General features: G+C 39.1%; 29 protein-coding genes and 1 tRNA gene. 1 reads left to right on the top strand and 29 read right to left on the bottom strand.

Features of this window, described 5'->3' with window-relative positions:
- The 3 genes from AC1VOR_RS02015 to AC1VOR_RS02025 all read right to left on the bottom strand — a co-directional run bounded on the left by AC1VOR_RS02015 (position 1) and on the right by AC1VOR_RS02025 (position 2,926).
- Positions 1-294, bottom strand: a complete 294-nt coding sequence (locus AC1VOR_RS02015) for a phasin family protein (protein WP_482615520.1) — start codon at positions 292-294, stop codon at positions 1-3.
- Positions 295-447: 153 nt separating this feature from the next.
- Entirely contained in the window at positions 448-2,454 is a 2,007-nt protein-coding gene (locus AC1VOR_RS02020) for an MGDG synthase family glycosyltransferase (protein WP_482615522.1), read from the bottom strand.
- A gap of 214 nt (positions 2,455-2,668) precedes the next feature.
- Positions 2,669-2,926 carry an LSm family protein gene (locus tag AC1VOR_RS02025; protein ID WP_482615524.1) on the bottom strand — a complete coding sequence of 86 codons (258 nt, stop codon included), beginning with the start codon at positions 2,924-2,926 and terminating at the stop codon, positions 2,669-2,671.
- Positions 2,927-3,132: 206 nt separating this feature from the next.
- On the opposite strand from AC1VOR_RS02025, the gene AC1VOR_RS02030 reads away from it, so the two are divergent.
- Positions 3,133-3,206: transfer RNA gene (locus AC1VOR_RS02030), tRNA-Pro, on the top strand.
- Between the two features lie 86 nt (positions 3,207-3,292).
- Here AC1VOR_RS02030 and AC1VOR_RS02035 read toward each other — a convergent pair.
- From AC1VOR_RS02035 to AC1VOR_RS02160, 26 genes are all read right to left on the bottom strand, one after another.
- Positions 3,293-4,594 carry an AAA family ATPase gene (locus AC1VOR_RS02035; protein ID WP_482615525.1) on the bottom strand — a complete coding sequence of 434 codons (1,302 nt, stop codon included), beginning with the start codon at positions 4,592-4,594 and terminating at the stop codon, positions 3,293-3,295.
- Positions 4,591-6,051 carry an RtcB family protein gene (locus AC1VOR_RS02040; protein ID WP_482615527.1) on the bottom strand — a complete coding sequence of 487 codons (1,461 nt, stop codon included), beginning with the start codon at positions 6,049-6,051 and terminating at the stop codon, positions 4,591-4,593. Before AC1VOR_RS02040 ends, AC1VOR_RS02035 begins: the two co-directional genes overlap by 4 nt.
- Before the next feature lie 443 nt (positions 6,052-6,494).
- Complete coding sequence (locus AC1VOR_RS02045) at positions 6,495-7,154, bottom strand: hypothetical protein (protein WP_482615529.1); 660 nt, start codon at positions 7,152-7,154, stop codon at positions 6,495-6,497.
- 35 nt (positions 7,155-7,189) lie between these two features.
- Positions 7,190-7,708, bottom strand: coding sequence for a DUF4275 family protein (locus AC1VOR_RS02050; protein WP_482615531.1), 519 nt, complete (start codon positions 7,706-7,708; stop codon positions 7,190-7,192).
- Positions 7,701-8,255 (bottom strand): GNAT family N-acetyltransferase, encoded by a 555-nt coding sequence (locus AC1VOR_RS02055; protein WP_482615533.1) that lies wholly within the window; start codon positions 8,253-8,255, stop codon positions 7,701-7,703. Before AC1VOR_RS02055 ends, AC1VOR_RS02050 begins: the two co-directional genes overlap by 8 nt.
- A gap of 30 nt (positions 8,256-8,285) precedes the next feature.
- Positions 8,286-8,918 carry a hypothetical protein gene (locus tag AC1VOR_RS02060; protein ID WP_482615535.1) on the bottom strand — a complete coding sequence of 211 codons (633 nt, stop codon included), beginning with the start codon at positions 8,916-8,918 and terminating at the stop codon, positions 8,286-8,288.
- A complete protein-coding gene (locus AC1VOR_RS02065; RefSeq protein WP_482615537.1) occupies positions 8,915-9,280 on the bottom strand; it encodes a hypothetical protein in 366 nt (121 codons plus the stop codon). The genes AC1VOR_RS02060 and AC1VOR_RS02065 overlap by 4 nt, the downstream gene beginning before the upstream one ends.
- 35 nt (positions 9,281-9,315) lie before the next feature.
- A complete protein-coding gene (locus AC1VOR_RS02070; RefSeq protein ID WP_482615540.1) occupies positions 9,316-9,822 on the bottom strand; it encodes a GNAT family N-acetyltransferase in 507 nt (168 codons plus the stop codon).
- 47 nt (positions 9,823-9,869) lie between these two features.
- Positions 9,870-10,361 (bottom strand): NUDIX domain-containing protein, encoded by a 492-nt coding sequence (locus tag AC1VOR_RS02075; protein WP_482615542.1) that lies wholly within the window; start codon positions 10,359-10,361, stop codon positions 9,870-9,872.
- 233 nt (positions 10,362-10,594) lie between these two features.
- On the bottom strand, positions 10,595-10,753 hold the full coding sequence (locus tag AC1VOR_RS02080) for a hypothetical protein (protein ID WP_157686468.1): 159 nt from the start codon (positions 10,751-10,753) through the stop codon (positions 10,595-10,597).
- Between the two features lie 25 nt (positions 10,754-10,778).
- Positions 10,779-11,690, bottom strand: coding sequence for a helix-turn-helix domain-containing protein (locus tag AC1VOR_RS02085; protein ID WP_482615544.1), 912 nt, complete (start codon positions 11,688-11,690; stop codon positions 10,779-10,781).
- 151 nt (positions 11,691-11,841) lie between these two features.
- On the bottom strand, positions 11,842-12,384 hold the full coding sequence (locus tag AC1VOR_RS02090) for a GNAT family N-acetyltransferase (protein WP_482615547.1): 543 nt from the start codon (positions 12,382-12,384) through the stop codon (positions 11,842-11,844).
- 25 nt (positions 12,385-12,409) lie between these two features.
- Positions 12,410-12,946: a hypothetical protein gene (locus AC1VOR_RS02095; RefSeq protein WP_482615550.1), complete on the bottom strand. Its 537-nt coding sequence runs from the start codon at positions 12,944-12,946 to the stop codon at positions 12,410-12,412.
- Between the two features lie 70 nt (positions 12,947-13,016).
- A complete protein-coding gene (locus tag AC1VOR_RS02100) occupies positions 13,017-13,907 on the bottom strand; it encodes a phosphotransferase (protein WP_482615552.1) in 891 nt (296 codons plus the stop codon).
- Between the two features lie 36 nt (positions 13,908-13,943).
- On the bottom strand, positions 13,944-14,570 hold the full coding sequence (locus AC1VOR_RS02105; RefSeq protein ID WP_482615554.1) for a DUF1643 domain-containing protein: 627 nt from the start codon (positions 14,568-14,570) through the stop codon (positions 13,944-13,946).
- Positions 14,534-15,040: a hypothetical protein gene (locus AC1VOR_RS02110; protein WP_482615556.1), complete on the bottom strand. Its 507-nt coding sequence runs from the start codon at positions 15,038-15,040 to the stop codon at positions 14,534-14,536. The genes AC1VOR_RS02105 and AC1VOR_RS02110 overlap by 37 nt, the downstream gene beginning before the upstream one ends.
- Positions 14,992-15,279, bottom strand: coding sequence for a hypothetical protein (locus AC1VOR_RS02115; RefSeq protein ID WP_482615558.1), 288 nt, complete (start codon positions 15,277-15,279; stop codon positions 14,992-14,994). Before AC1VOR_RS02115 ends, AC1VOR_RS02110 begins: the two co-directional genes overlap by 49 nt.
- 42 nt (positions 15,280-15,321) lie before the next feature.
- Positions 15,322-15,435 carry a DUF3024 domain-containing protein gene (locus AC1VOR_RS02120; protein ID WP_482615559.1) on the bottom strand — a complete coding sequence of 38 codons (114 nt, stop codon included), beginning with the start codon at positions 15,433-15,435 and terminating at the stop codon, positions 15,322-15,324.
- Between the two features lie 84 nt (positions 15,436-15,519).
- Positions 15,520-15,837, bottom strand: coding sequence for a hypothetical protein (locus AC1VOR_RS02125; protein WP_482615561.1), 318 nt, complete (start codon positions 15,835-15,837; stop codon positions 15,520-15,522).
- A 212-nt stretch (positions 15,838-16,049) separates the two neighbouring features.
- A complete protein-coding gene (gene fosB, locus AC1VOR_RS02130) occupies positions 16,050-16,472 on the bottom strand; it encodes a metallothiol transferase FosB (RefSeq protein ID WP_482615563.1) in 423 nt (140 codons plus the stop codon).
- A 254-nt stretch (positions 16,473-16,726) separates the two neighbouring features.
- Entirely contained in the window at positions 16,727-17,236 is a 510-nt protein-coding gene (locus AC1VOR_RS02135) for a DinB family protein (RefSeq protein ID WP_482615565.1), read from the bottom strand.
- A 199-nt stretch (positions 17,237-17,435) separates the two neighbouring features.
- Positions 17,436-18,200 (bottom strand): HNH endonuclease, encoded by a 765-nt coding sequence (locus AC1VOR_RS02140; RefSeq protein WP_482615567.1) that lies wholly within the window; start codon positions 18,198-18,200, stop codon positions 17,436-17,438.
- 148 nt (positions 18,201-18,348) lie between these two features.
- The gene (locus tag AC1VOR_RS02145; protein ID WP_482615569.1) at positions 18,349-18,957 is read right to left on the bottom strand and encodes a hypothetical protein; all 609 of its coding nucleotides are present in this window, start codon (positions 18,955-18,957) and stop codon (positions 18,349-18,351) included.
- A 561-nt stretch (positions 18,958-19,518) separates the two neighbouring features.
- On the bottom strand, positions 19,519-20,127 hold the full coding sequence (locus tag AC1VOR_RS02150; RefSeq protein ID WP_482615570.1) for a hypothetical protein: 609 nt from the start codon (positions 20,125-20,127) through the stop codon (positions 19,519-19,521).
- A gap of 167 nt (positions 20,128-20,294) precedes the next feature.
- On the bottom strand, positions 20,295-21,017 hold the full coding sequence (locus AC1VOR_RS02155) for a hypothetical protein (RefSeq protein ID WP_482615571.1): 723 nt from the start codon (positions 21,015-21,017) through the stop codon (positions 20,295-20,297).
- A gap of 177 nt (positions 21,018-21,194) precedes the next feature.
- Entirely contained in the window at positions 21,195-22,310 is a 1,116-nt protein-coding gene (locus AC1VOR_RS02160) for a DUF6602 domain-containing protein (protein ID WP_482615572.1), read from the bottom strand.
- Between the last annotated feature and the right edge of the window lie 10 nt (positions 22,311-22,320).

Consider the following 22,320-nt stretch of genomic DNA (forward strand, 5'->3'; position numbering starts at 1 on the left):
TCAGTGCTGCTGTTGTTCCAACATTTCAATTCGCTTAGTCAGTGTCTCCAGCTCTTCCTTTGTAACTAGACCATATTCCTTAAGCAACATCGCGATTTGATCCTTGGCCTTCTCCTCAATCACTTTTTCTACCTCATCTCCCTTTTTGAACGCAGCATCCATCCATGCTTTAGATTCCTCTTTAGTAAGCTCACCTTTCTTCACCATTTCTCCGACGACCTTTTCTACCTGTTCCTTGCCCATTGCAGCAAGACCAAATGCCAATGAGAAGGCTTTTTCAACGGTTTCTTTCATACTACATCTCTCCTTTTCGTTTTCATCTCATTATAGCAAAAAAATACACAGAAGACCAAAAAACAACGAATAAAAAGCTGTTTCTTCATTTATTTTACCCTTTGATGTAACACGATATACCTATTTGAATCCAGATCAAATGATGTTTTATTTTTACATGTTGTTTAGAGCAGCATAATAATCCTCTTCGTAATGACCTGGTTGCTCATCTACAAATTCGCGTTGTAAACATGGCACGCTCAACTGTTCATAATAAACACGACCATCCCCTGCTGCCCCTGCCAACTGCTTGTTGACTTTTAGCTCCACTTTATCCATTTTTGATTGTCTCGTGATATGGGCTAATGATCTTAAGGGTTGAGCAATAGAGTATGGAAAATGGGAATAACTGTACTCTGAGCGGGAACCCGGTAATCTTCTATAACCTACCATCTCTGTCTTGATTCCGGGTTCAGCTGACAATGCAACACAAATTTCCTCAAATACATCAAGTGGCATGCTATACATTGAGGTTAATCTTTGGATGGGAAGGATTGTATAGCCGCTTTGTTGAAAAATACGTCTGACATAGTCGGCACAGTTTGATTTTTTTACATCATACACCGTAATTCCCCGGCTAAATTCATATTCAATTTGTTCAGCTGCTTCATGCATCCTGACAAGGGTTTCCAATGGAATTCCTTTAATCCGGAGCCCAATCGTATCTCTGCCATAAACCATTCCATAGGTGCTTGTATGAATCTGATTATTGGAAGGCGGAACCACCCCGAATAGATAATGATGTAAATTCATCCCTTGGAGCAACAACTCTTTCCCTGGCCGAGCTCTATGATTGCTGCTATATACTGTGTCATTAATACAAAGTGCAATATGACCAAAAGGATTTTCCATAGCAATTCGAGTTTTGTCTTGTGAAGAGGAATAAGAAAGCAAAACCTCGATGTCCGCTGGAGACTCATTAGCTAATTGCTCCAAGGCCGCATAAGTATTGCTAGCTGGGCACCCAAATTCCATGCCAAATACCGGAGACAAATGGCGACCATTTCCTTCTTGATCCACAAGAAATTCAGTGATTTTATCTATATTTACATTTAACTGGAATTCTCGTTGCGCTGCTAGCATCTGATTATGTTGTTCCGGGCTTCTCAGAAGTTCCTGCACCTGGAGTCCGATTTTTCTTCTATCCGTATTGAATGTTGCAAGCTTCAGTTCGGAGAAGAATGCCGCATTCTCACTTTCATGACCGCTTATAGCATTGAGTAGTATGGTTGGCTTGCCAATCATAAACGCTTCGGTAGGGGAAAGCCCTCCAGCCTTAGTAATATAAATATCAGAGGCGCGAATTAAAGATATAACAGTGCTTTGTGGAATAAATCCAAATACCTTAAGTTCAACACCAGCCGGGAGGTTTTTCTTTATCTTTTCCAAACGATGAATCTGACGCGTGTTGCGTCCGCACACGGCATTTATTATTAATGGCTCTGCGTTAAAATCAATTAAACTCAGCACAATCTCTGAGAAATTACACACTCCTTCTTTCCCGCAAGCAATTGTAATCGTCTTACTAGATAACCTTGTAGGACTTGAGTTCTTGTCCTCAATTACTGGAAGATTCACAGGAAGACCTGAAACATCAACCAAATCAGCAAACACCCCGGCTCTCAACCACTTGTCCATAAGCGCTGTATGTGCTAAGAACGTACGATCAAGTCTTTTGGAAATTCGGGGGAAATATCCTTCGATATAATCCGTATGAATCCAACCTATTCTGATATTTTCAAGTAGACACTGCTCTCTTAAGTTGCCTAATACCTGTGCTGCTCCATAGTGAGAGGTTAATATGGCATCTGGTGATTCTGTCTTTATAAATTCATAAACCTGTTTTTCGTTGTAATCATGAGCTAATGAAGTTAGCGTTCCTATTTTTTGCCCCTCTGACTGTTTTCTTTGGTAAATATAATCAAACCATTTAGGACAATGCTTAGCTACAAACCAATACGTTTTTTCGTCAATCCAGTTCATGACCGGATGCATAAAATCTCGTATATCTTTTTTTACAATGATAGCATCTTCTGCTTTTCGGCGGATATCCTGCTCAATAGCATTAACAGCACTAAGATGACCTTGACCAATTGACGAATAGAACAAAAGGATTTTCATCTGCCAGCCCCTTTTCACAAAAAACCAAAAAACTAAATAAATGGCATCCTATAGATTAAATTATGATTGTTTGTGAAATTCATTCTGAACAATTCATTTGTTTTTTGGTTTTTTTGGTTTTTATAATACTCCATCATCGACTATGAGTCAATACTGCTATACGCAAAAAAAGCCTCCTTGAATATCAGAGGCCCTTCCTGCGGATTACAGCGAATCAGATCAAGGCAATGGCCAACAGCGTAAACAAGCTAAGCGTCAAGATTTGCTCTCCAGCAGGAGACGGTCCATAGCCATAACCGTACGGAGGAATAAATGCTGATGTTTTAACTCGTCCTCGTCCGCCCGAGACTTTCAAGTAAACATTTTCCCGGTCTACATTAACAACGGTACCCTCGTAAACATTGCCATCGCGGCACATGACACGTACTCTCTTGTTCATACAATACATACAATTATAATAAATTTCGACCATTACGAGCTCCCCTTCCTTTGCAAGCTAATGCATAGTATGAGAAGCGTGGACGAACGGTATAGGCTGTTGTAACAGATAGTTGACTACAACGTTAGCCCAAAAATTCAGCTGCAGCTATATTGTGGAGAACTCGCCACATATTGCAGGCTTGCTAGCGTATACATTATAATGGACATAATCAGTTATTGCGTTAAGAGTCACAATATCGGGGTATGGCGCAGTCAGGTAGCGCGCACCCTTGGGGTGGGTGAGGCCGTGGGTTCGAATCCCACTACTCCGATTCCTATTTTCAAATCAATGACCACTTCTTGTATGATGAAGAAGTGGTCATTTTTGTTAATGTCATATTTATAGTGATCCAGCCGCTCAGAAGAAACCAACTCGGCCCTGTCCCGGCTGCTCCAGCCACTGATGCTTATGGCTCTTGTCCAATTCCCCGCGTAGCGCCTGGATCAGCTTGACAATATCCACCCGGCCTTCCCGGTGCCACTCCAGCGCCGCACTCACATACACCTCTCCAAGCTGGGCCAGTGAGAAGGATTCGGTATGCCGCGCTGCTTCCTGCGTTCCTTCTGCTCCAGCAAACAAATCAAATCCCCGTTGCTTGAGATACTGCTCACGCAGGACTTCATTCGGCATCGAAATTTCATAGGCACGGTCAAACCGTCCGGCCCGGTTCATGAGTCCCGGATCAATCTTCTCCGGATAATTCGTCGTACCAATCAAGAAAATGCCTTCTTTGGAAGTCGCACCATCCAGTGTGTTCAGGAAGAAGGAGCGAACGCCTTCAGGCATAGAATCGATGTCTTCAATAATGAGGACCATCGGGGCAAGTCGCTTCGCGGCGTCAAATACCTCACGCACCGACTCGCTCGTGGTATACTCGGTTATTTGCCAGTAGGCTGACGGGCCAGGTACACTCCCGGCGATCGATTTTACCAAGGTTGTTTTGCCATTCCCGGGATGTCCATACAGCAGAATTCCCCGCTTGTAAGGGATATCAAACTGGCGATAAAATGTGCGATCCTCCTCAAAAAACTGATCCAACGCACCAAAGATATCCTGCTTGATCTGTTCCGAGAGTACCACCTGATCCCGGGTAACTGCTCGGGTAATCGCTTCGCCTTGACGTTCAATACCGTTCCGCGTATCGGTGAAGACGGTCACCCGCTTCATATTTTGCTGCCGTTCACGCTCGCGCACCGTGCTCAAGAATTGCTTCATCTGCTCTTCACTCGCGGCAAATACGAAATCTTCTGTGTAGATGCCGTTGGAGCGGAAGAACGGAATTCTAGCCAGGGCAACCCCCCATTTGGGATAGGCGAACACATTATTACGCAACGAATATTGCATGCCGTACTTAGGTACATCTCCTTCATCGTCGTAGTGGAATGTGCGAAGCTCCAGGTCCTCAAAGACCCGAGCCACCAGTTCCACATTCTCGCTCTCCGAGCGAAGATCTTCCTCCAGAAGACTCCAGTATTCATTATTCGGGTCATCGCTGGCAAACAGCTCATAGCGTATTCCGTAGCGGGAATAAAGCGCCTCAATAATACCGCTAATGAGATGCGCATACGTAGCATAACCTTCAACCTCTTCTACGGAATGAGGCTTCAGCGCATAAATGGAAGAGATACTTTGTAGTTTATTTAGATTCTGTAATGTCATGACTTGGCTCCCTTCACGGCAGCAAGGGGTTTGCATTTGGCGACAACCTGCGCCAGTCCTGCTCCGGTTACACTTTCAATAATTTCATCTACATTTTTATACGCTTGCGGTGACTCATCCAGGATGGATTCCAGCGAGCGCTGGTTCACGACGATTTCATCTTCGGTTCCTACGCGGAGCGCAGCTTCAAAATCCTCAACCTTCACCAAGCGTTTGGTGGCTGTACGTGAGCGGATGCGGCCTGCTCCATGGCAGATGGAATAATAATTGTCTGCGCCTTCCGGTTGCCCCACCATAATATAGGAAGCGGTCCCCATCGAACCGGGAATGAGCGCCGGGTGTCCGGTAGCCATATAAGGCTTCGGATTATCAGCATGGCCAGCCGGCAACGCCCGTGTTGCCCCTTTGCGATGCACGAACACCCCGCCTTGCTGCGGATGTTGTTCTTCCCAGGCATAATTGTGCATCAAGTCATACAATGTGCTAAATTCGCATTTTGGCCCAAACACTTCGCGGAAAGCTTCTCGCATGGCATAGGCAATCAGGTGGCGGTTCGTCACCGCGTAGTTCAGTGCAGAGTACATCATATTCACATAATGTCTGCCTTCTGTATGCTCCAAGGGAGCAAAGACCAGCTTGGGATCAGAGGTCCCCCATCCGTGGCGCTGCATCACCTTAAGGATGGCTGATGAGCTCATTTGGCTAACATACCCGCCCCAGGCGCGCGATCCAGAGTGAATCATGACAACGATCTGTCCGTCATACAACCCCCATGCTTCCGCGGTACTTCGGTTCTCCTCGGCAATTTCAATCGCCTGAATCTCGGCAAAGTGGTTGCCGCCTCCCAGCGTGCCAAGCTGTCTATGTGCCCGATGCCAGGTCATATCCGGCACAAGATCCAGCACACTTTCATCAAAAGTAAATTTGCTGCTCTCCACGTGAGTTAATGAGGTGGATTTTTTAGGAGTATAGCTGTCCGGAATATATTTCTTAGGCAATCCGTGCAGTCCTTTGCGAACGATATGTTCCAACCGAATATCGGAATAATGTCCACGCTGATTGGCCTCCATCGGCAACACCTTTTCAATGGCCTTGACCAATTTACGCCGCAGCTTTACGTCTTTAAGATCATCCTTGTGCAGGTTGGTCATATGCACCCGCATGCCGCAGCCGATATCACTGCCTACAATGCTGGGAGATACATATCCGCTCTGCGCATCCCATACCGCCGTGGTGCCGATACAAGTACCCACACCCACATGCACGTCCGGAGTATAACTCATATAGCGAATATCCGGAATTTGCAGATTGTTGTTTGCCATTTCAAATACCTTGTAATCCAGCGATGAGAATAGCTGCTGTGCCGCATAAACCGTCAGATCGCCAGAGGGCAGCTTCACCTCATGACGAAAGGCACCTTGTTCATCTAATGATGTTCCATAAATTTGAGTATTCATATATTATTTATTAATCCTTTCTTAATCCATTTCATAAAGTGTACATATCCTGTTCGAAGTCATATTTCGCTCATAGAGCACAAAAAAGCCATGGGCCAGCTCGCCCATGACTTCTTCGCTTTAAACATTTTCATGCAGAAGAACTCGCTGCCAGCTACCTGACAGCCGCTCCTTCCATAGCCATAGCCGTAAAGTGACATACCAAGGAACATTAAGGCATCCCGTGATAAGTCACCTTCTCTCCTATGTCTCCCGTATGAGGCTGAAGAAACGATGAGCAGTATATGGAATTACATTTACACCAAAGCTAAACGACCGAGCATCATAAACTACCATCATTGCCTTCAACCTCCCTTCATTTAATGTAACTCATCTTAAGCCAAGTTCTTTTTCCATGTCAACCCTTTTATTGGGAAATAGGATGTAAGACCTAGTTGACGGATTTAATTCGCACGTACATTTAACGCTTCAATCCGCTTAGCTTTTTCTTGAACCTCTGCTGATGCAATATAATCTGCACTTCTAAGCAAATAATCTTGTAAGGCAGAGATGTCGCTGCCCGACTTATCGTCATAACTGGAGCTTCGCAAAGCAGAGAGTTCGCCAATAATTTCAGTTACCATCTCAAGGCCGGCCAGTGCTTCATCATCTATTTGGTCAAAGTCCAGGTATTGCTGTTCTCCATCATTGGTGAGAGAATTTTTCGAGTTTTCACCCAAATATTGCAAAAAAGTCGAACAATCTACAAGCAAATTGAACAGGCCATTGGTTCTGAGACTACTGATTCGATCATATTGGTCGAAGTCAAAGACAACTCCGTATAATATAGTAAGTTGATAATGTGTAGTGCTTATTTTTTGCAGCCTATCGCTGTAATAGTTATTGAATGCCCCAGGCTGTCCAAAAATCAATCTTTGCTCCTTCATCGCCTGCTCCAAAGCTTCATGTACAGAGCGAACTTTGTACTCCACAGAAAAATAGTCAAAGGCGATGTCAACAGCAGCTTCATAGCGATCAGCCTTCTTGGACTTATTATATAAGATGATATTAGTTGCAACAGAGATCAATAAAAGCACAGAGATCACTACGAACATTTTCTTCAATTCGTTTACCTCTTTCTTACTGCATTCATTATTCTTCAATCTGATTTCGGGTTGCTTAACTTGTAAAAATAGGGCCCGCATGTTGACTCATGTGTATGAACATAGGTCCAGTTAAAATGCTTGTCAAATACATAAATATCTTGTTCAGAATCAAAGTCTCCAGCAACCACATTGTTGGCATTACTATACTGCAGAAGCAGGGGAGAATTTTGATACATCACGTATAGCTCCGCTTTAGCTTCAGCATCAAAGGCTTCCCTTGCCTCAGCTTCTTTCAAGCAAGGTTGCTTTTCATAACTGAAAATATGCCACTTAAATTGATCATAATAAATGGCCTCTTTAACCTCATCACTGATATGTTGGGCAAACGTATTTTCCCATAGTTCTATAATCTCTTGGTCCCCTTCATATATTTCTGTTATGACTACTCCCTTTTGAAGCAGATTCTTTCTGAACAGATAATTTTTTTGGATAAACTCAAGTGACCAATATACTCTTTGCAGCTCCTCCTCGGGTAACTGGTCTAACATCTCGATGATCTGTTGCTTAATCATAAATGTCCCCCAAAGCGAATATTTTTGTATATTCATTCTCCAAAATGGAAAATAAATAGGAGTCATGAAATTTCCCTTTAGTCCATAGGTGTTCTCTTAAATGGCCTTCCTTCTTCATGCCAATCTTGCTTAAAACATTCGCTGATCCAATATTACCTGGGCGACATGTTGCATAAACTCGATGTACCTTGAACTCTTCAAAGGCTACCTTTAACAACGCTTTTGAAGCTTCACTTGCGTATCCTTTTCTCCAGTATTCCGGATTGAAGCAATACCCGATTTCCGCGTTTAGCTCTTTAATAAAAATTCCACATCCGCCTATTAACTGATTGCTATCTTTCAATAAAACGGCAAATTCAAAATCAGTGCGATCCACTGCTTGTTGTTTTTCAATTTGTTGTTTTACATATGATTTTGTTTCATCTTCATCGTTGGGTCCCCAAATCATATGTTCTGTCACCTTAGGGTTAGAAGCATATATATGTATATCAACCCAATCCTCCATTACGAGATCCCGAATGATTAATCTTGTGGTTTCAATGTACATCCCAAAGTCTCCTTACGAGTAATTCATGTTTTAAAGATTTTGCGACAATTCAAAAAAATTCTCAACAATGGCCAAGTTATCTTCTACTGTTGCTCTTCCATCTACTTCAATTAATTTCAAACCCCTGCTATGTACTTCGCTTTTGATAAAATTAGCAAACTGAATATCCCGATTCATCCAATTTTCAAAAGATTGGTCTGGATCTTGACATTCGTCCAATATTGAATGAATCCAGTCCCGTTTCGAATATTGCTCCATTTGAAAATCTGAAGTTGGAATGATCCACACACCATGATTAACATGGGGAAGATACTGAAAAACAAGCTCCGGCAATAACGCAACTCCCTCAATCAGTAAAGGTTTACTAAAATCATGCCGCTCTATATCTTCCAAGATCATTCCGAATTCTTCTTTGTAAAACATAATCGTGTCATTTATTTGTTGCTCTAGAGGCCGTGAAAAATTATCATTTATTGATAGTCCCTTAATTTTGTTCATTGTTGGATGTAGGTTTGCTTTACTTCTTTCAATATGATTCTGATAAACCTCGTCACATTTATAATAGGTTAGGTTATACTTGGCAGCTAGCAGCTCAGCAATAGTGCTCTTACCCGAACAAGGAGATCCGCCAATCCAATAAATCAATTGCGAATGAGTATTCATGCGTTGGTATATTCATTTATGACTTGAACAGCCATTTTTAATGCTCGGATTCTTCTATCTAATAGTGTTCTTTGGGAACTATTCTCCTTACACTTAGCATAACTTTTCTCAAGGGATGGAAATAAATTGGTCAAGGTTTCAAGAGCTACTTTTACATCATTCTGGGAATAGTTGTGAGGAGTTTGATTCCAATCGTATTCAAGCATCGCTAAGCCAATGTAATGGGCTTTGAGTCGTTTCTTTATAAGCGTAGTATTGGAACCTTCATCCGTCATTTTAGCTAAGGCAGTTTCGGATTTGTGGATTGTAGATTGTATCGATTTTAATGCTTCAGCTCTCTCCGATTGCGATATGTTCTCCATGATTATGCACCTCTCCATTCATCATTTTTTCTTAATCAGGCACTTTCGTTATTTCTCAATGTGAAATACGCTAAATTATCTTTAAGTTCACTATCTTGCTTAAAGCCCATTTTTATTAGTACGCTCTGTGACTGAATATTTTCCACTTCCGTTGTTGCTTCAATATAATCTAACTTCATTAGATCGAATCCCATTCTAATCATCTTCTCCAATGCTTCCTTCATAAGTCCCTTGCCCCAGTATTGAGGGGATAAATCAAAGCCTATTTCAGCCTTGGATTCTATTGTCTCTGTTGACCAACAGTGAAAGCCGCATGTCCCTACCAGTTCATAATTCTCTTTACTAAAGAGCCCATATCTACAGCCTGAATCTTGTATGTGAAAAGCAATGATCTCTTCAGCCTCACTCCTATCTTTACATACTTCAATGTCCATAAATCTCGTTACTTCTGGGTAAGAAAAGTGTTTGTAAACGGCTTCAACATCATCCAGAGTTAGTTCCCTCATAAATAATCTTTCAGATTCAATATTGGGGTAATTCAATATAATCTACCGCCTTTTTTTATATTGCTTTATAATTCTATGATTTTTCAAAATACCTTACTAGTATATGGGAGTATGGATTGATCTGAAAAATATTCATTAAAGAATTCATGCGTAGTTTTAGGAAATTTATAAAGTTCTATTAAATCTTGTGATTTGAATACCGTTTGCTTAATTTTATTAATGGGTAACCACTCGCTCCCGACCTGTCCAATATCAGCTTGTACGCTTTTTAATTTACTAGTCGGGGATTGAACCGTGCATTCATAAATAAATTCAATAGAATGAACTTCTTTCATTATGAATGAATATTCATGATTATTGGAAATGTACTCTCTTATACAAACGAACTTATTTATCGATATTTCAATTCCTAGTTCTTCCATACATTCGCGAATTAGTGCCTCTTCTAATGTTTCTCTTGGTTCTTGAGCTCCTCCGGGCAGTGCATAATAAATACCTATATTCGGTCTGCTTTTCTTGATTAATAATAGATGATTATCCTTAATAATTAAAGCTCTTACTGTATTTCGTATCATCTCAAATATCCCCCAATCTAAACACCCCAGCCTTAGATAGTTCTTATCTTAGACTGGGGCGTTTTGTATCCTCAACATGAATATCTAGTGCTAAAACGGACGATCATGTAGTTTTCCAGGTAACAACTCATCTCCTTGGAGAATAACACTTTTTCAATATGTGTACAATGCCACAACGAGGCCGATGGCAGATAAGCCCAAATAACAAGAAATTCGATATCATGAAATTCCTATTATTTCTCAACAATAACTAAAGAGACCGAAACATTACCGTCACCAGTCCCCATTGGTTTTTGACTGATTACTTTCCAGCCATCTGATAATAAATGATTAAGCTCTTCCAAGTTATTTCTCTTTTCCGTTAAGAACCAAACGATCACTGCTTTTTGCATTAAGTTCATTCCTTTCTATTTCATTTCAATTGTTTTTAATAGGCAATACATAATCTATAATGACCTTCTCCCCCCGATTCAAGGGCTCACAATAGCGTTCGATCGTATATACTTCACACCAGTAAAAACTGTCATGATCAATTTTTTTACCGGTTTTTTCAATTGCCTCTGTGATTAATAAGTATGCTGAATCAAGTATTTCCGCAACATTAGCTCCTTCAATCTGAATATGTGCCGTCAAACCGGCAGGAACATGCTTCGCAACTAATCCATCTGGTATTTGTGTGCCAATACATACAAAATCTCCGATAATAAATTCAAAGTTATTCATATCTTGAAAATTGTACATCATACCAATGCCAGCATTCGAGTCAATATCATTGCAACATTTTACATCCGACAAAGTTTCTAATTTCTCGGTAACGTTACTTTTGAAGAAGTCTTGCCACACCTCCCCAGCCTCAAAAAAGGAGGTATCACGATGCATTCCTACCATTAGGCGCTCTTCAACTTCCTTATAAATAATCTTTTTCATCTCCGCCATAATACGTTTTCCTCCTATAAATCGCATTTCCAAATAATTAATCGGAAGATAGTTATTTAGTTTAGCAGTTTCAATCTTTGCTTCTGATGGCGTGATACCATGGTGTTCTTTAAATGCGCGTGAAAATGAAGAGTGTGAATGAAATCCATACTTTATGGCTACATCTAAAAAGGAGATATCACCATTTTTCAAATCATATCCAGCTAGTGTCAGCTTGCGTTTCCTTACATAGTCGGCGATACTGACACCCGATATAAAAATAAAAATACGCTGGAACAAAGCTGCTGGACTCATCGCAATTTTTGATATTTCATTATAATCAATTTCAAAACCGTCAAATATGTTTTTTTCAAGGTATTGTATTACATCATCAAAAGTTTTACTGCTGTTCATATATTGATCCTCCATGCTTTATATCTTAAAGTGTTGGATACCATTTTGCTGTACATTAAGTGTACAAGTTTTGCAAAAATATAAAGATAACTCCTGAAGCTCCCCCAACCTGGCCATTCCCTTCGAGGAGAAAATTGTGCATAACCGTCTGCTACTTAGACACCCACTCTTCCGCCAAAATGGCATACTGATAGGCATCATGCCAGATGGGCTGCCCTTCATTATCTTTATAGAAAAATGCTTTTTTCATATGGTGGCCTTCTCTTCGCATGAGCAAGCGTTCCAACAATCTCCACGACGAATTATTTTCAGGATTACACATGGCTATCACCCGATGGGCCTTTAACACTTCAAATCCGTACTGTAATACTCTTCTACTTGCCTCGGTAGCATATCCATTTCCATAGTATTTAGGGTTAAATATATACCCAAGCTCCCACGTTAAAAACTCATCTGGTTTTGTTTGATTAAAGTAAATGTGTCCAACCATGTTATTAGTCTCTCTTAACACTACAGCCATAAAGATATCGTTCTGTGACCGCTCAAATGCCATCTGCTTGCACTCAACTTCATCACAAACGTTACCTGGTTCATACTTCAGCACTTCTTCTATGGACAAGTACTCATATAAGTCCTTCCAGTCATTGGATTGAAAGTTCCTTATAAGTAATCTTTCTGTGTCCAGATTTATCATATTCATCACCTTAGGGCTTTTTTTCTCACAAAATATGTCTACTTATCACTGTATCATCCCAAACCTGAACTTCAACATACCGCTCTGGTCCACGCTTACCATCATGGTTCCACACCTGCGGCATTCCATACTCACCAATGATTTTCCTAATCTCTTCAAGCGTATAGACCTGCCCTCTATAGGGCTTACTATCCTTGTATCTCATCGTTGGGAACAAGTCCCCGTAGGTAAAGCTGATAGTAGCCGGATCAAATTGATCCAAGTCAATCTGAATGACACATCCCTGATTGTACCAACTCCGAATCCACTCACACTCGCCCAACGTCATATAATGTGGGAACTCCTTGGTCGGTTTGCCTCCCTTCTTCATAAACATTTCTCTGGCTTTATTCTCCAGTTCTCTTCTAATTGATAAATAATCCGCCGACCTCTTACTTGCAAAAACATCTCCACTTTGTCTCAGTTGATCCAATGTCTTCTCCGCTATCTCCTCAGACAAACTGGACAGATTCTTGAAGGGTCCACGCTCATATTCATAGTAATGGTATACATAATGCTTCATCGGTAAATTCTCCAATATTTATTTTGGTTTTGAAGGGGCTTTAAAGCATATTACACCGGCGTGTGAACTGTTAAAAGATGCTAATGCCCTCGTCAATTTGCTTGCATAGTTGTTTCCAATATTCCCATGCCTGCATGTATTCCTTCAAATCGTTCGGATGATGACGCACACTAAGCCCTAATCGACAGTAAAGCTGAATTAAAGTCTCTTCAATCCATCTCGTTCTTTCAATATTTCCATGTTCAAGTAAATCCGATGCGGTAAACAAGGTGTCAGTATTAATATCATCAGGCGAAGAACAAAATGCATATAGAAAATCATATACGATGGGTCCCACCATGGGTGATGGATCAATCACACCAGTTAATGTTGCATGATTATAGACGAAGTTATGTACGCCAGTATCACCGTGCAGATAATATTTTCTCCCTTGCTTTGCATCATCATTAAATAGTTTGCTAGCTTTCAATTTAACGTAATTATAGTCTTCTGTTGATAATATATTCCTCAGATTTATCCTTGCTTCATCAATACTTATTTCATTAAATTGCTTCCATGTCTTTAGTGGGTATTCTATTCTTCCCCATGTATTTGTTTCTTCTTGTTCTACATATTTGTTGAATAAATCCATGATCAATATTTTCATCCAACTGCTCTTTGAGCCACGATTAAAATGAGTTGTTCCTTCAAGAAATGTATAAGCAAAATATGAACTATCTTTGGCGAAAAAAAGGGCTTTCGGCAATAATACGGAGTGCTCATAGGTGTGAAGGAATTGTTCAACTAATCCAATTTGGGTTGGTTGATCAAACTTTAAGATATATTTGGAACCATGCCTTGATTCTAATCTTAAAACCAACCCTGAGGTTGTTCCTGATAATCTTTGGACACTTACAATTGCATCAGTAATTTGATGCTTCTGAAATAAGACATTAACCGATTCTATCGTTGGTTCAATCATTGTAGGCTTTGCTCCTTACTGTAGGTGTGGCATGGGTTATAAGATACCATTTATCTTCCCTTTGGCGGCTTCTAGAAAATATTCTGTTTTCATGTAGAGAGGATGTACTGGATAATTAACATTCCTGAGTGTCCCTTTTTGGTTTAATTTATTTACTACTATGGCTTGTGGGTATCTTTTGAGGATGTCGCTTTGACGGTCTATCCCTACGTCTAACTTGCCCCAGGCTAAGAACACAAAATTATAATCGTCCAATAGTTCTCTCGATTTAAACATGAGATTATTTATTCCACTCATACTTCTTGCATATCTTTTAGCCTTATCACTATTTTTCTCGCGAATATTAAATATATTCTCAATATGTATTGAGTATTGATCTGGAAGTGTGCTTCCCTCTTGAGAGTAAGCCGTCTGAATCATTCGCATAACCCTTTTTATTGTATTATCAGGTACTGTCAAAACAGGCTCCCTTGTTTCATATTCAGAATTTTCGAGCCGTTGAAAGAGGGTATCGTCAATTGGTCTTGCATCTCCCGGATTCATCATAACCACTAATCCTATTACTCTCCCAGGGCCATTGGTAGAATGAAACTCTGTATGGTGTCTAAATATTTTTATTTCGTTATCTATTTTTTTGGATATAAAGTGTGCATACGCTCGCATGATCTTCCCCCTCTTTGAGCTACAAACGTTAACCAACAACTTCTGAATTCAATATCTTTCCCTTGCTTTTTCTCCCTTATGGTTTGAGGGCTACATCTTTCAATCAGGATTTCCCACTCCTTGTATTGTTCTCGCAAAATACGTATAGCAACTTCTGTCTTTAAATTCAATTCAACAAGTCCATCTGTCTCTTCTCCATGTTCGACATCATACTCTTTTACCTCTGTACTCATCAGAATACAATTGATTCCCTCTTGTTTTGTCCCTTTAATCATTCGTGAAATCACTTTTCTAAATGCATCTATAGTAGACATATGTTCCAAGCATGAGCAAGCAATAATATAATTATGTTCTTCCGAGTTTACTTCATAATATTCAGCATCTGCAATTTCAACACTCAACGTTTTTTGAACATTATACTCTACTGAGTAACTGGCCAGCTTATGAATTGCAGTCGGCAACAAATCCACACCATGAACCATCCCCCAAGGCTTTGGATCTTTTGAGCAATAGGAATGCTGTTCCTCCCCACTCCGCATCCTAAATCAAGTACGCTGATTTGATTAAGATCCATTTGCTCGAGTAAATCCATCACAACTTGCACAGGCTTAGATAACCAAGTTCCAGGCTTAAAAAGAGGGGTTTCATCATAGAATTTCTCATGATAATTGCTTTCTGCTTCTCTTGCTCGAGTAAAGTGATTACTCATACCTCACCTGCTTTATTTATGTGAGATCATTGCCAACATCGATCACACCCAAAAGATGTCGTTATTATCAATCTCCATTAATTGCTTCTCAAAATCTTTCACTGGTTCAATATCGTCTACAAAATGCCACTTGTCCTTACTGTCCTTCCAATTCATTCTTTAGATGATCAGGAACCTTCTGTTCAATATAAGCATCTAGTATTTTCTCAATTCTTTTCAGATGTTGTTAGCTGCTTTGAATCACTCACTATATGATCTTGAGGCTATAATCAATTTATCCTCTTCATCAAAAACTCTTAACACTCTGTCAATATCACTTACTTCATAGCTTCTCACTACGATAAGCTGTTGCATATGAAGGCCTGGTGGATCAATGTTTTGTCTAGATAAATTATTTAATAATCTTTCAGGTGTATACAAAATACTCCATCTTTTTGAACCATTCGTGAAATACATAGTGATTTCTATCCAATTCCATTCGTCCTCATGATCTGTTTCAACTTCATCATCAAACTTCCAACTTAAGAGTCTTGGTCTTAAATGCTGATCTTCCTCCATAATTTCACCTCTTTTTACAATTAAGCAATTTCATCTTACGTTCTTGTATTCACGAACCCTCACTGGCTTAAGACGCGAATGCGCCGGGTCCGACGGATTTAGCCAGTACAGAGTTGTCCGATTACCCCCGCTCCCTCGAAATGCCTCTGCCGAACCAAGAGCCGGATGCCCGATGCGTGAACACTTTGTTATACGAAGATACGCTGTTCTACTTACAAACAGAATTTCATATGTGTTTTAGTCTTTCTATAATGTCTCATTCTATCTTCTAGCTGTCCTGTGTGTAATTCAAATTTGTGTCCATCCGGATCTTCAAAATAGATCGATTTCTTATCCTCAGTATCTCTCATCCTTCCTTCAAGTATTTTGACATTTTGTTTCTCCAATTTTTCTTTCCAAGCCTCGTAATCTTCTTCTGCTATAGAGAAAGCGATATGAGTGTATGAATCTTTAATTTCATTCCTAGGTATATTCTCTTCTTCATTTAGTGCTATCCATAAGCCATTCAAATCAAAATAAGCAAGCTTTCGACCTACCACTAACAGTTTGGCTTCGAAGGCTTGCTCATAAAATAAAATCGATTGGTTAAGATTCGAAACTAAAAAACATAGATGATTTATTCGATCAAGTTTCATAGTTGCTCCTTTCATGGGTTTAAAATTATATCTTCAGTAGTTTCGTCTAATGTTCCTGTATCTATAAACCCGTGAAGCTTAAGGCGCGAACGCGCCGGGTCCGACGGACTTAGCCTCACAGGGCTGTGAGCTAAATCGACCTCTTCGCTTCTCACATTTTGCGAACCAAGGACCGGACGGCCCGCAGCGTAGATATGATGTTATAGGATGTCAGTACCTTCTTCGTAACACCTTCACATTCAGGCACCTTTATATTAGTCATAATGCCATACAAGTTGTCCCTTTCTAATCTTTGCGGCATATATTATTTGTCCGGTGTGATAATGCATTTCTCTAATCATTGCTATCATAAGATTAAGAACCGTTGTCTCATTGTTTACCTGGCTATATGTGAGAGGTGGACGATTGATAAACGGTTGTGATAACAACAATTCAGGGTTGGATTTGAGGTGTTCGAGATAGAGAATGATTATATCAAATGCTTCTTTTGTCATGTTGTAAACTTGCTCTTTAGAATATTGGAGTCCATGTTCAAACTCCTTTTCTCTGTCCCTAGTGTCTGGAATATCATAAAAGATTGTTTCTATTCTGGAATGAACACAACCACGAATATGAGCAACTAAATTAGTGATACTATTACTTTCAGAGTTAGGCACCCATGTTAAATCTTCCTCAGACAATTGTGCAATCGCTTGTAGCGTCCATTTCCTCTCGGAGTTAAACTTAACCAACATACTTTCGATTACTTCATTTGCAATCTCCATGGGCAAGCCTCCAATTAGTTATCTCGATAACCAAAATTAATAGTTACTCAATCTCTATGTATTATTCCGATATTTGTTTTGCATTGATTCCTATAACGTTACTGTATTCACGGCTCGACGCATGTCGAGTGTCCGGCGAATGCCGGGCCAAGGGCATATGTCCGCAGCGTGAATATATGTTAGGTGATGTTCAAGTTTCTTACGAATTAGCTTTCAGTTGATGAATTTGTTCCCATGACCATCCCTCAACTACCCTGTGATGTTTTGGACAAACTAAAACTACGTTTTCTTCAACATACTCGCCACCATTTTTCCCTGGAATTACTCTATGCATGTTCAGTTTTTTAATGTATTCAGGTACTCCACAAATAAAACATTCATAATCGTATTTTTCCAAAATCAGTTGCCTAAATTTAAATTTAAAATCCATCATTTCTGAGAATTCAAATGCTCGGTGTCCATTAACTCTTGCATATTCTAAATTTTTGTACGCCCTTTTGATTACGGTTTTATCATGCTCTTGTGGAGAGGATTTACTATATCGTCCAGATTCAAAATACCATAAATTATCAACTGGATTAAAAACGCCCCATTCACTACGAGAAATAGAAAACTGTTTTTCAACTTCCTCAGTATCTTCAATCAAATGTTTAATAGTCCACTTCGCTCTTTCTTTCATAGACCTTGGTAAAGACTCAATATCCCTTAGTCCAGACATTTGAATTTCTAAAATTATTTCTTCTTTATCTATGCTTAAATCTCCAGCACTAATAGCTTCGTTCAAGTCATTCAGTTGATCTAGATATTTAGAGGAAAGTAACCAACATTTTTCTGTCGGACTCCATTTTCGCTCTTCTTTAGGAATCATAACTTTCAACTTATCTAGTATGTGATTAAAAGGAATATCGTTACTGCTAAAAATTTTTACTTGTAAAACATCTTGATCTTTTATAATTTCTAGCATTTCATTACTCCTCACTTGAATTTCATCTAACGTTCCTGTATTCACGACCCGACGTATGTCAGGTGTCCGGCGAATGCCGAACCAAGGACGTATGTCCGCAGCGTGAATATATTGTTAAACGAAGTCATTGCTTTGAGTACCTACATTACTAAATTCTTTTTGTAGTATAATCCATTTTTTTTATAAAGTTTTCTCTCAGTTCATGATTACTATCGTTATTGAGTCTCTCTAAATATTCTTGGTATTCATGAAGCAATTCATCTTTAAATTTAATTACATCTAAACTAATTCCGTTTTCGATTTCGATAATCATATTTTCCTGATCAAAAGTAAGCTGAGTATTTCTTTTTGTCTGTGCTTGATGCAATATTCCATTTCTAATATCTGAATAAAAAAAACCGGCTGTTCTTCGTGTAAAATGCCTCCCGAAATAATTACTTCTAGTCAAAAATCGGACAAATGCTTCTTTATGTCCTCTAAAAACTGTAACGTCAAGCCCATTATAAAACTGATGAAGCGTTTCAATAAGCAAACTACATAATGCCATTGTGCTAAAACTATAATCAATGTATCTATAATTTGCCGTTATGTTATCAGAATATTCTTGTATCAGAAGTAGAAATCTTCCTTCAATTCGATCTGAAAATATGTTTATTGCTCGCTGCCAGGTCTGCTCATCACTTGTTAAAGATAAATTCAATGCTAAATAATCTTCAAGATAGTATCTTGGTGAAATATATACCCTGTCCTTAAACATGCTTAATCCTTCTCCTTCTTTGATGATTTCGTTTAACGTTCCCGTATTCACGACTCGACGCATGTCGAGTGTCTGGCGACTGCCAGAGCCGTATGGCTCACCGCGTGAATATTCTATTATATGTCGTGAAATCGCCGGGCTTCTCTGCTTGCTCCCGCAAACTCACATCCCGTCTGCTTCCGTATGGAAGCGCACCTTCCCTTTCAGTCAATCCGCATTCCTTATTCATGGATCAGTTTCCGAATGGAAACGTTCCTTATTGGCGCTTCTACACTTCCAATCAAAGATTCACGTGAATCCACTTCCCGTTCTCTCCGTTCTTTCCCCTATCCTTGTTCTTCCGTCGAATTTCATGTTCGTATAACGTTTTTTGTTCACGAGCCCGAAAGGCTTAAGATGCCCATCAATCAAAGCGTAGCGATTGATCCTTGCCGGGTGGCTCCGCCACTTAGCCTTGCAGGGTTGTCTGGCTGAATCCGCTTCCTGGCTTCTCAACTTCTGCCGGACCGAGGAGCGGATGCGACGATGCGTGAACATGGTGTTATATGAAGGTCAACTCTTCTATGAAATATCCAAGATAAAATATACTGGTTTATATCCCCCGCTGATAAACCATCTAGAAATACGATTGTTATCTTTATTATTTCTAATAATATTTATTGCAGTTTCCCAAGTATGTTTCTTCGCCGAATTCTGAATAATTTCAATTATTTCAGAAGTAGAAACAACTTTAACGTTTTTTACTGATTTTTCTGCTTCACCAGTCTTTCTAATATAGAAGTACTCATCACCGTATAACTTGGCTGGCATTATATTAAACCATTTGCATGGGGCACCAATATAAAAATCATCCAAAATCGTTACCAATGGTGCCCCAGCAAAAACAGGGATACCGTTATCATTTAAATATGTTGAACGCGAAAATAACTCTTCATTAAACTTCAATTCAATATATTCAGAATTTATGTTTGGGACTTTGGGTCTTCTCGCATACAAAGCCACAATTAATACTTTATTATTCTTAAATGAAGCTTTCGAATGAGAAGCACCTTCTCTTGTGCTCCAGAAGTATATAGGTGTTACTTTTTTGTAGGTCAAATTTAAAAGTTCACAGAATTGGGGTACTAAGATATATTCAGCACTACGCTCTGAAATGAAGCTTGAACTCATTTACTTTCCTCCCGTTGACTTCATATAACGTTCCCGTATCTACGACGTCCCACTGACTTAAGGCTCCGCCAGGAGCCGGCCGCGATGCGGTTAGTTGGTGCGGATATGATGTTAGATGATGTCGACGACATCTCGAGCAGACTCAAATATGCACTTAAGACTTTATGTTATTGTACTTTTTCCATTAATCTTTCAAATATATTACTTTCATTTTCTCTCAATTCCATTGCTATTTCCATTATAAAAGGTTTAGCAAAATCAGTTACCCTAAAATAAATTGGATCAGTATTTTGAAGATTAATAATTCCTTTGTTATGCAAGTCTTCTAACTCTTTAATCAAGTAATCACTAACATATGTTGCAATTACTTCATCTCTAATAATCAATTGTGGATGCCCAAACTCTGGGTCAGGCGTGATTTTTGTATTGTTGTTAATCGAGTGTGCAATCGCAAATAATATATTTGGAGTATTAGTGACGACCATTGATTTAATAAAAGCTTTAGTAATTTCATTCTTCATCTTATCAATTGATTTTTCATCCCTGATTGTCATAACCACTTCACTAATAACGTTATTTCTTTTCCGTTCAATTTCTTCCAAGTCATTATTTATTGGGCTCTGTATTACCTTTAAGAAGTTACTATCATCTCTATAATCAGTCGGAGCATACAACTTAGCGTGATGGCTAATGACTAGCTTTGCGAAGACCGCTAATACTATAAGTGGATATATTACAATAAAAAATATTAACACTCTCTGTGAAAAAACATCAAATGAACCCGTTCCAACAACTAATGCTGCAACACCGTATATCAGAAATAAAAATAAAGAAATAATTCCTAATGGGTTTTTCGAAAACGCACTAATTGTTTCTTTATCGTACTTCATTGAAGTGACCCCCTAATATAATTATGTCTTGTCGATTTCATCTAACGTTTTGTATTCACGAAACGACCCAGCCTTAGATAGCTCTTATCTTAGGCTGGGTCGTTTGTTGTGTGAGCTTCTTCCATGATTATACATCTGGCAACCGAGGGGCGAAAGCCCTGATGCGTGAATACGGTGTTAGCTGATGTCAGACTCTGCTTGATACTGCTTAAATAAGTCTTTTTCAATTTCTCTACAATATTCGTTTTCTTGATCTGTAATCTTTTCACCATTCTTTATCTTTTTATACAGTTCGAAAGCTATTTTAAGTTGTCCTATAAAATAGTCCTTTCCAAAAAAATTAAATATACTATTTGATGAAAATTTACCCATAGACAAGATTGAATCAAAATTATCACTGAAATATTCCATGATTTCTGTAGATGAAGCCCTTTTTGTTTGAATCCGTTTAAATCTATCCATATCATCAATAAGAGTTGTAACCGCCTGCATACTTATTTCTTGCCCATCAAAATTGTATGTACCATCCAAAGGTACATGCTTTTTCGGGATAGAATATTGGATTTTAGCTAGATCTTCTTTCTCAACATATTTTAATAAATCTGGAGGTGTTATTGCAGTGGAATTTAGAAACTGCATTAAAATCAAATAAAATATAATGAGGTTATTTTCTATTGAATTTTCAATAATAGCTTTAGTTGTATTGACTGAAGGAAGTAATTCTATCTTGTCCAAACCTTGTCTATCTACATTTACAATCATCCCCTTATCAAGTGCACAAACAACTGAAATTTGATGATCTGAATCTACCTGTAGGTTTAAATCAACTAAGTTATCTAAAAGTGTTTCTAAGCTTGTATCAGATGTATAAGCAAATACAAATCCTGCTGTGGGCGATACAAATGGAGTTATGGGGTACTTTGGTAAGCCTCTAACACTTTTGATATTTTCTACGCACTCATTGAGTCTACTTTTGTTTAGGGATGATTTAATTTCTATTGTTGCGAATACACTTTCAATAGGTATTATTTTTGTACTATCCATATTCATAAGGATGGGGCTACTTAAAGTATCATGAATAATAAGGTCTTGCTGTTTGCTTTGCCTACCACTCAAATCTATTATTGCCCCTCTTGAAAACTCGTATTTCAGAGGGATGTACTTACGAAAATATGTAGAGAATATTTCTTCTCTACTAGTTCCGCGCTCACCTTTATGTTCTATCTGAGAAGACACGTCTTCAAAATCTATCATCATTTTTTTGGCAGCCGCTTTTAAAGAGTTAATAATCATATACGTCTCC

Source organism: Paenibacillus sp. 1SOY10, from assembly GCF_056836745.1.

Bases quoted from the DNA above. Each gene is read 5' to 3' on its own strand.
- AC1VOR_RS02015 (WP_482615520.1), bottom strand. From the start codon at position 294: ATGAAAGAAACCGTTGAAAAAGCCTTCTCATTGGCATTTGGTCTTGCT.
- AC1VOR_RS02020 (WP_482615522.1), bottom strand. From the start codon at position 2,454: ATGAAAATCCTTTTGTTCTATTCGTCAATTGGTCAAGGTCATCTTAGT.
- AC1VOR_RS02025 (WP_482615524.1), bottom strand. From the start codon at position 2,926: ATGGTCGAAATTTATTATAATTGTATGTATTGTATGAACAAGAGAGTA.
- AC1VOR_RS02035 (WP_482615525.1), bottom strand. From the start codon at position 4,594: ATGACATTACAGAATCTAAATAAACTACAAAGTATCTCTTCCATTTAT.
- AC1VOR_RS02040 (WP_482615527.1), bottom strand. From the start codon at position 6,051: ATGAATACTCAAATTTATGGAACATCATTAGATGAACAAGGTGCCTTT.
- AC1VOR_RS02050 (WP_482615531.1), bottom strand. From the start codon at position 7,708: ATGATTAAGCAACAGATCATCGAGATGTTAGACCAGTTACCCGAGGAG.
- AC1VOR_RS02055 (WP_482615533.1), bottom strand. From the start codon at position 8,255: ATGTACATTGAAACCACAAGATTAATCATTCGGGATCTCGTAATGGAG.
- AC1VOR_RS02060 (WP_482615535.1), bottom strand. From the start codon at position 8,918: ATGAATACTCATTCGCAATTGATTTATTGGATTGGCGGATCTCCTTGT.
- AC1VOR_RS02065 (WP_482615537.1), bottom strand. From the start codon at position 9,280: ATGGAGAACATATCGCAATCGGAGAGAGCTGAAGCATTAAAATCGATA.
- AC1VOR_RS02075 (WP_482615542.1), bottom strand. From the start codon at position 10,361: ATGATACGAAATACAGTAAGAGCTTTAATTATTAAGGATAATCATCTA.
- AC1VOR_RS02080 (WP_157686468.1), bottom strand. From the start codon at position 10,753: ATGCAAAAAGCAGTGATCGTTTGGTTCTTAACGGAAAAGAGAAATAAC.
- AC1VOR_RS02085 (WP_482615544.1), bottom strand. From the start codon at position 11,690: ATGAACAGCAGTAAAACTTTTGATGATGTAATACAATACCTTGAAAAA.
- AC1VOR_RS02090 (WP_482615547.1), bottom strand. From the start codon at position 12,384: ATGATAAATCTGGACACAGAAAGATTACTTATAAGGAACTTTCAATCC.
- AC1VOR_RS02095 (WP_482615550.1), bottom strand. From the start codon at position 12,946: ATGAAGCATTATGTATACCATTACTATGAATATGAGCGTGGACCCTTC.
- AC1VOR_RS02100 (WP_482615552.1), bottom strand. From the start codon at position 13,907: ATGATTGAACCAACGATAGAATCGGTTAATGTCTTATTTCAGAAGCAT.
- AC1VOR_RS02105 (WP_482615554.1), bottom strand. From the start codon at position 14,570: ATGCGAGCGTATGCACACTTTATATCCAAAAAAATAGATAACGAAATA.
- AC1VOR_RS02115 (WP_482615558.1), bottom strand. From the start codon at position 15,279: ATGAGTAATCACTTTACTCGAGCAAGAGAAGCAGAAAGCAATTATCAT.
- AC1VOR_RS02120 (WP_482615559.1), bottom strand. From the start codon at position 15,435: ATGAATTGGAAGGACAGTAAGGACAAGTGGCATTTTGTAGACGATATT.
- AC1VOR_RS02125 (WP_482615561.1), bottom strand. From the start codon at position 15,837: ATGGAGGAAGATCAGCATTTAAGACCAAGACTCTTAAGTTGGAAGTTT.
- fosB (WP_482615563.1), bottom strand. From the start codon at position 16,472: ATGAAACTTGATCGAATAAATCATCTATGTTTTTTAGTTTCGAATCTT.
- AC1VOR_RS02135 (WP_482615565.1), bottom strand. From the start codon at position 17,236: ATGGAGATTGCAAATGAAGTAATCGAAAGTATGTTGGTTAAGTTTAAC.
- AC1VOR_RS02140 (WP_482615567.1), bottom strand. From the start codon at position 18,200: ATGCTAGAAATTATAAAAGATCAAGATGTTTTACAAGTAAAAATTTTT.
- AC1VOR_RS02145 (WP_482615569.1), bottom strand. From the start codon at position 18,957: ATGTTTAAGGACAGGGTATATATTTCACCAAGATACTATCTTGAAGAT.
- AC1VOR_RS02150 (WP_482615570.1), bottom strand. From the start codon at position 20,127: ATGAGTTCAAGCTTCATTTCAGAGCGTAGTGCTGAATATATCTTAGTA.
- AC1VOR_RS02155 (WP_482615571.1), bottom strand. From the start codon at position 21,017: ATGAAGTACGATAAAGAAACAATTAGTGCGTTTTCGAAAAACCCATTA.
- AC1VOR_RS02160 (WP_482615572.1), bottom strand. From the start codon at position 22,310: ATGATTATTAACTCTTTAAAAGCGGCTGCCAAAAAAATGATGATAGAT.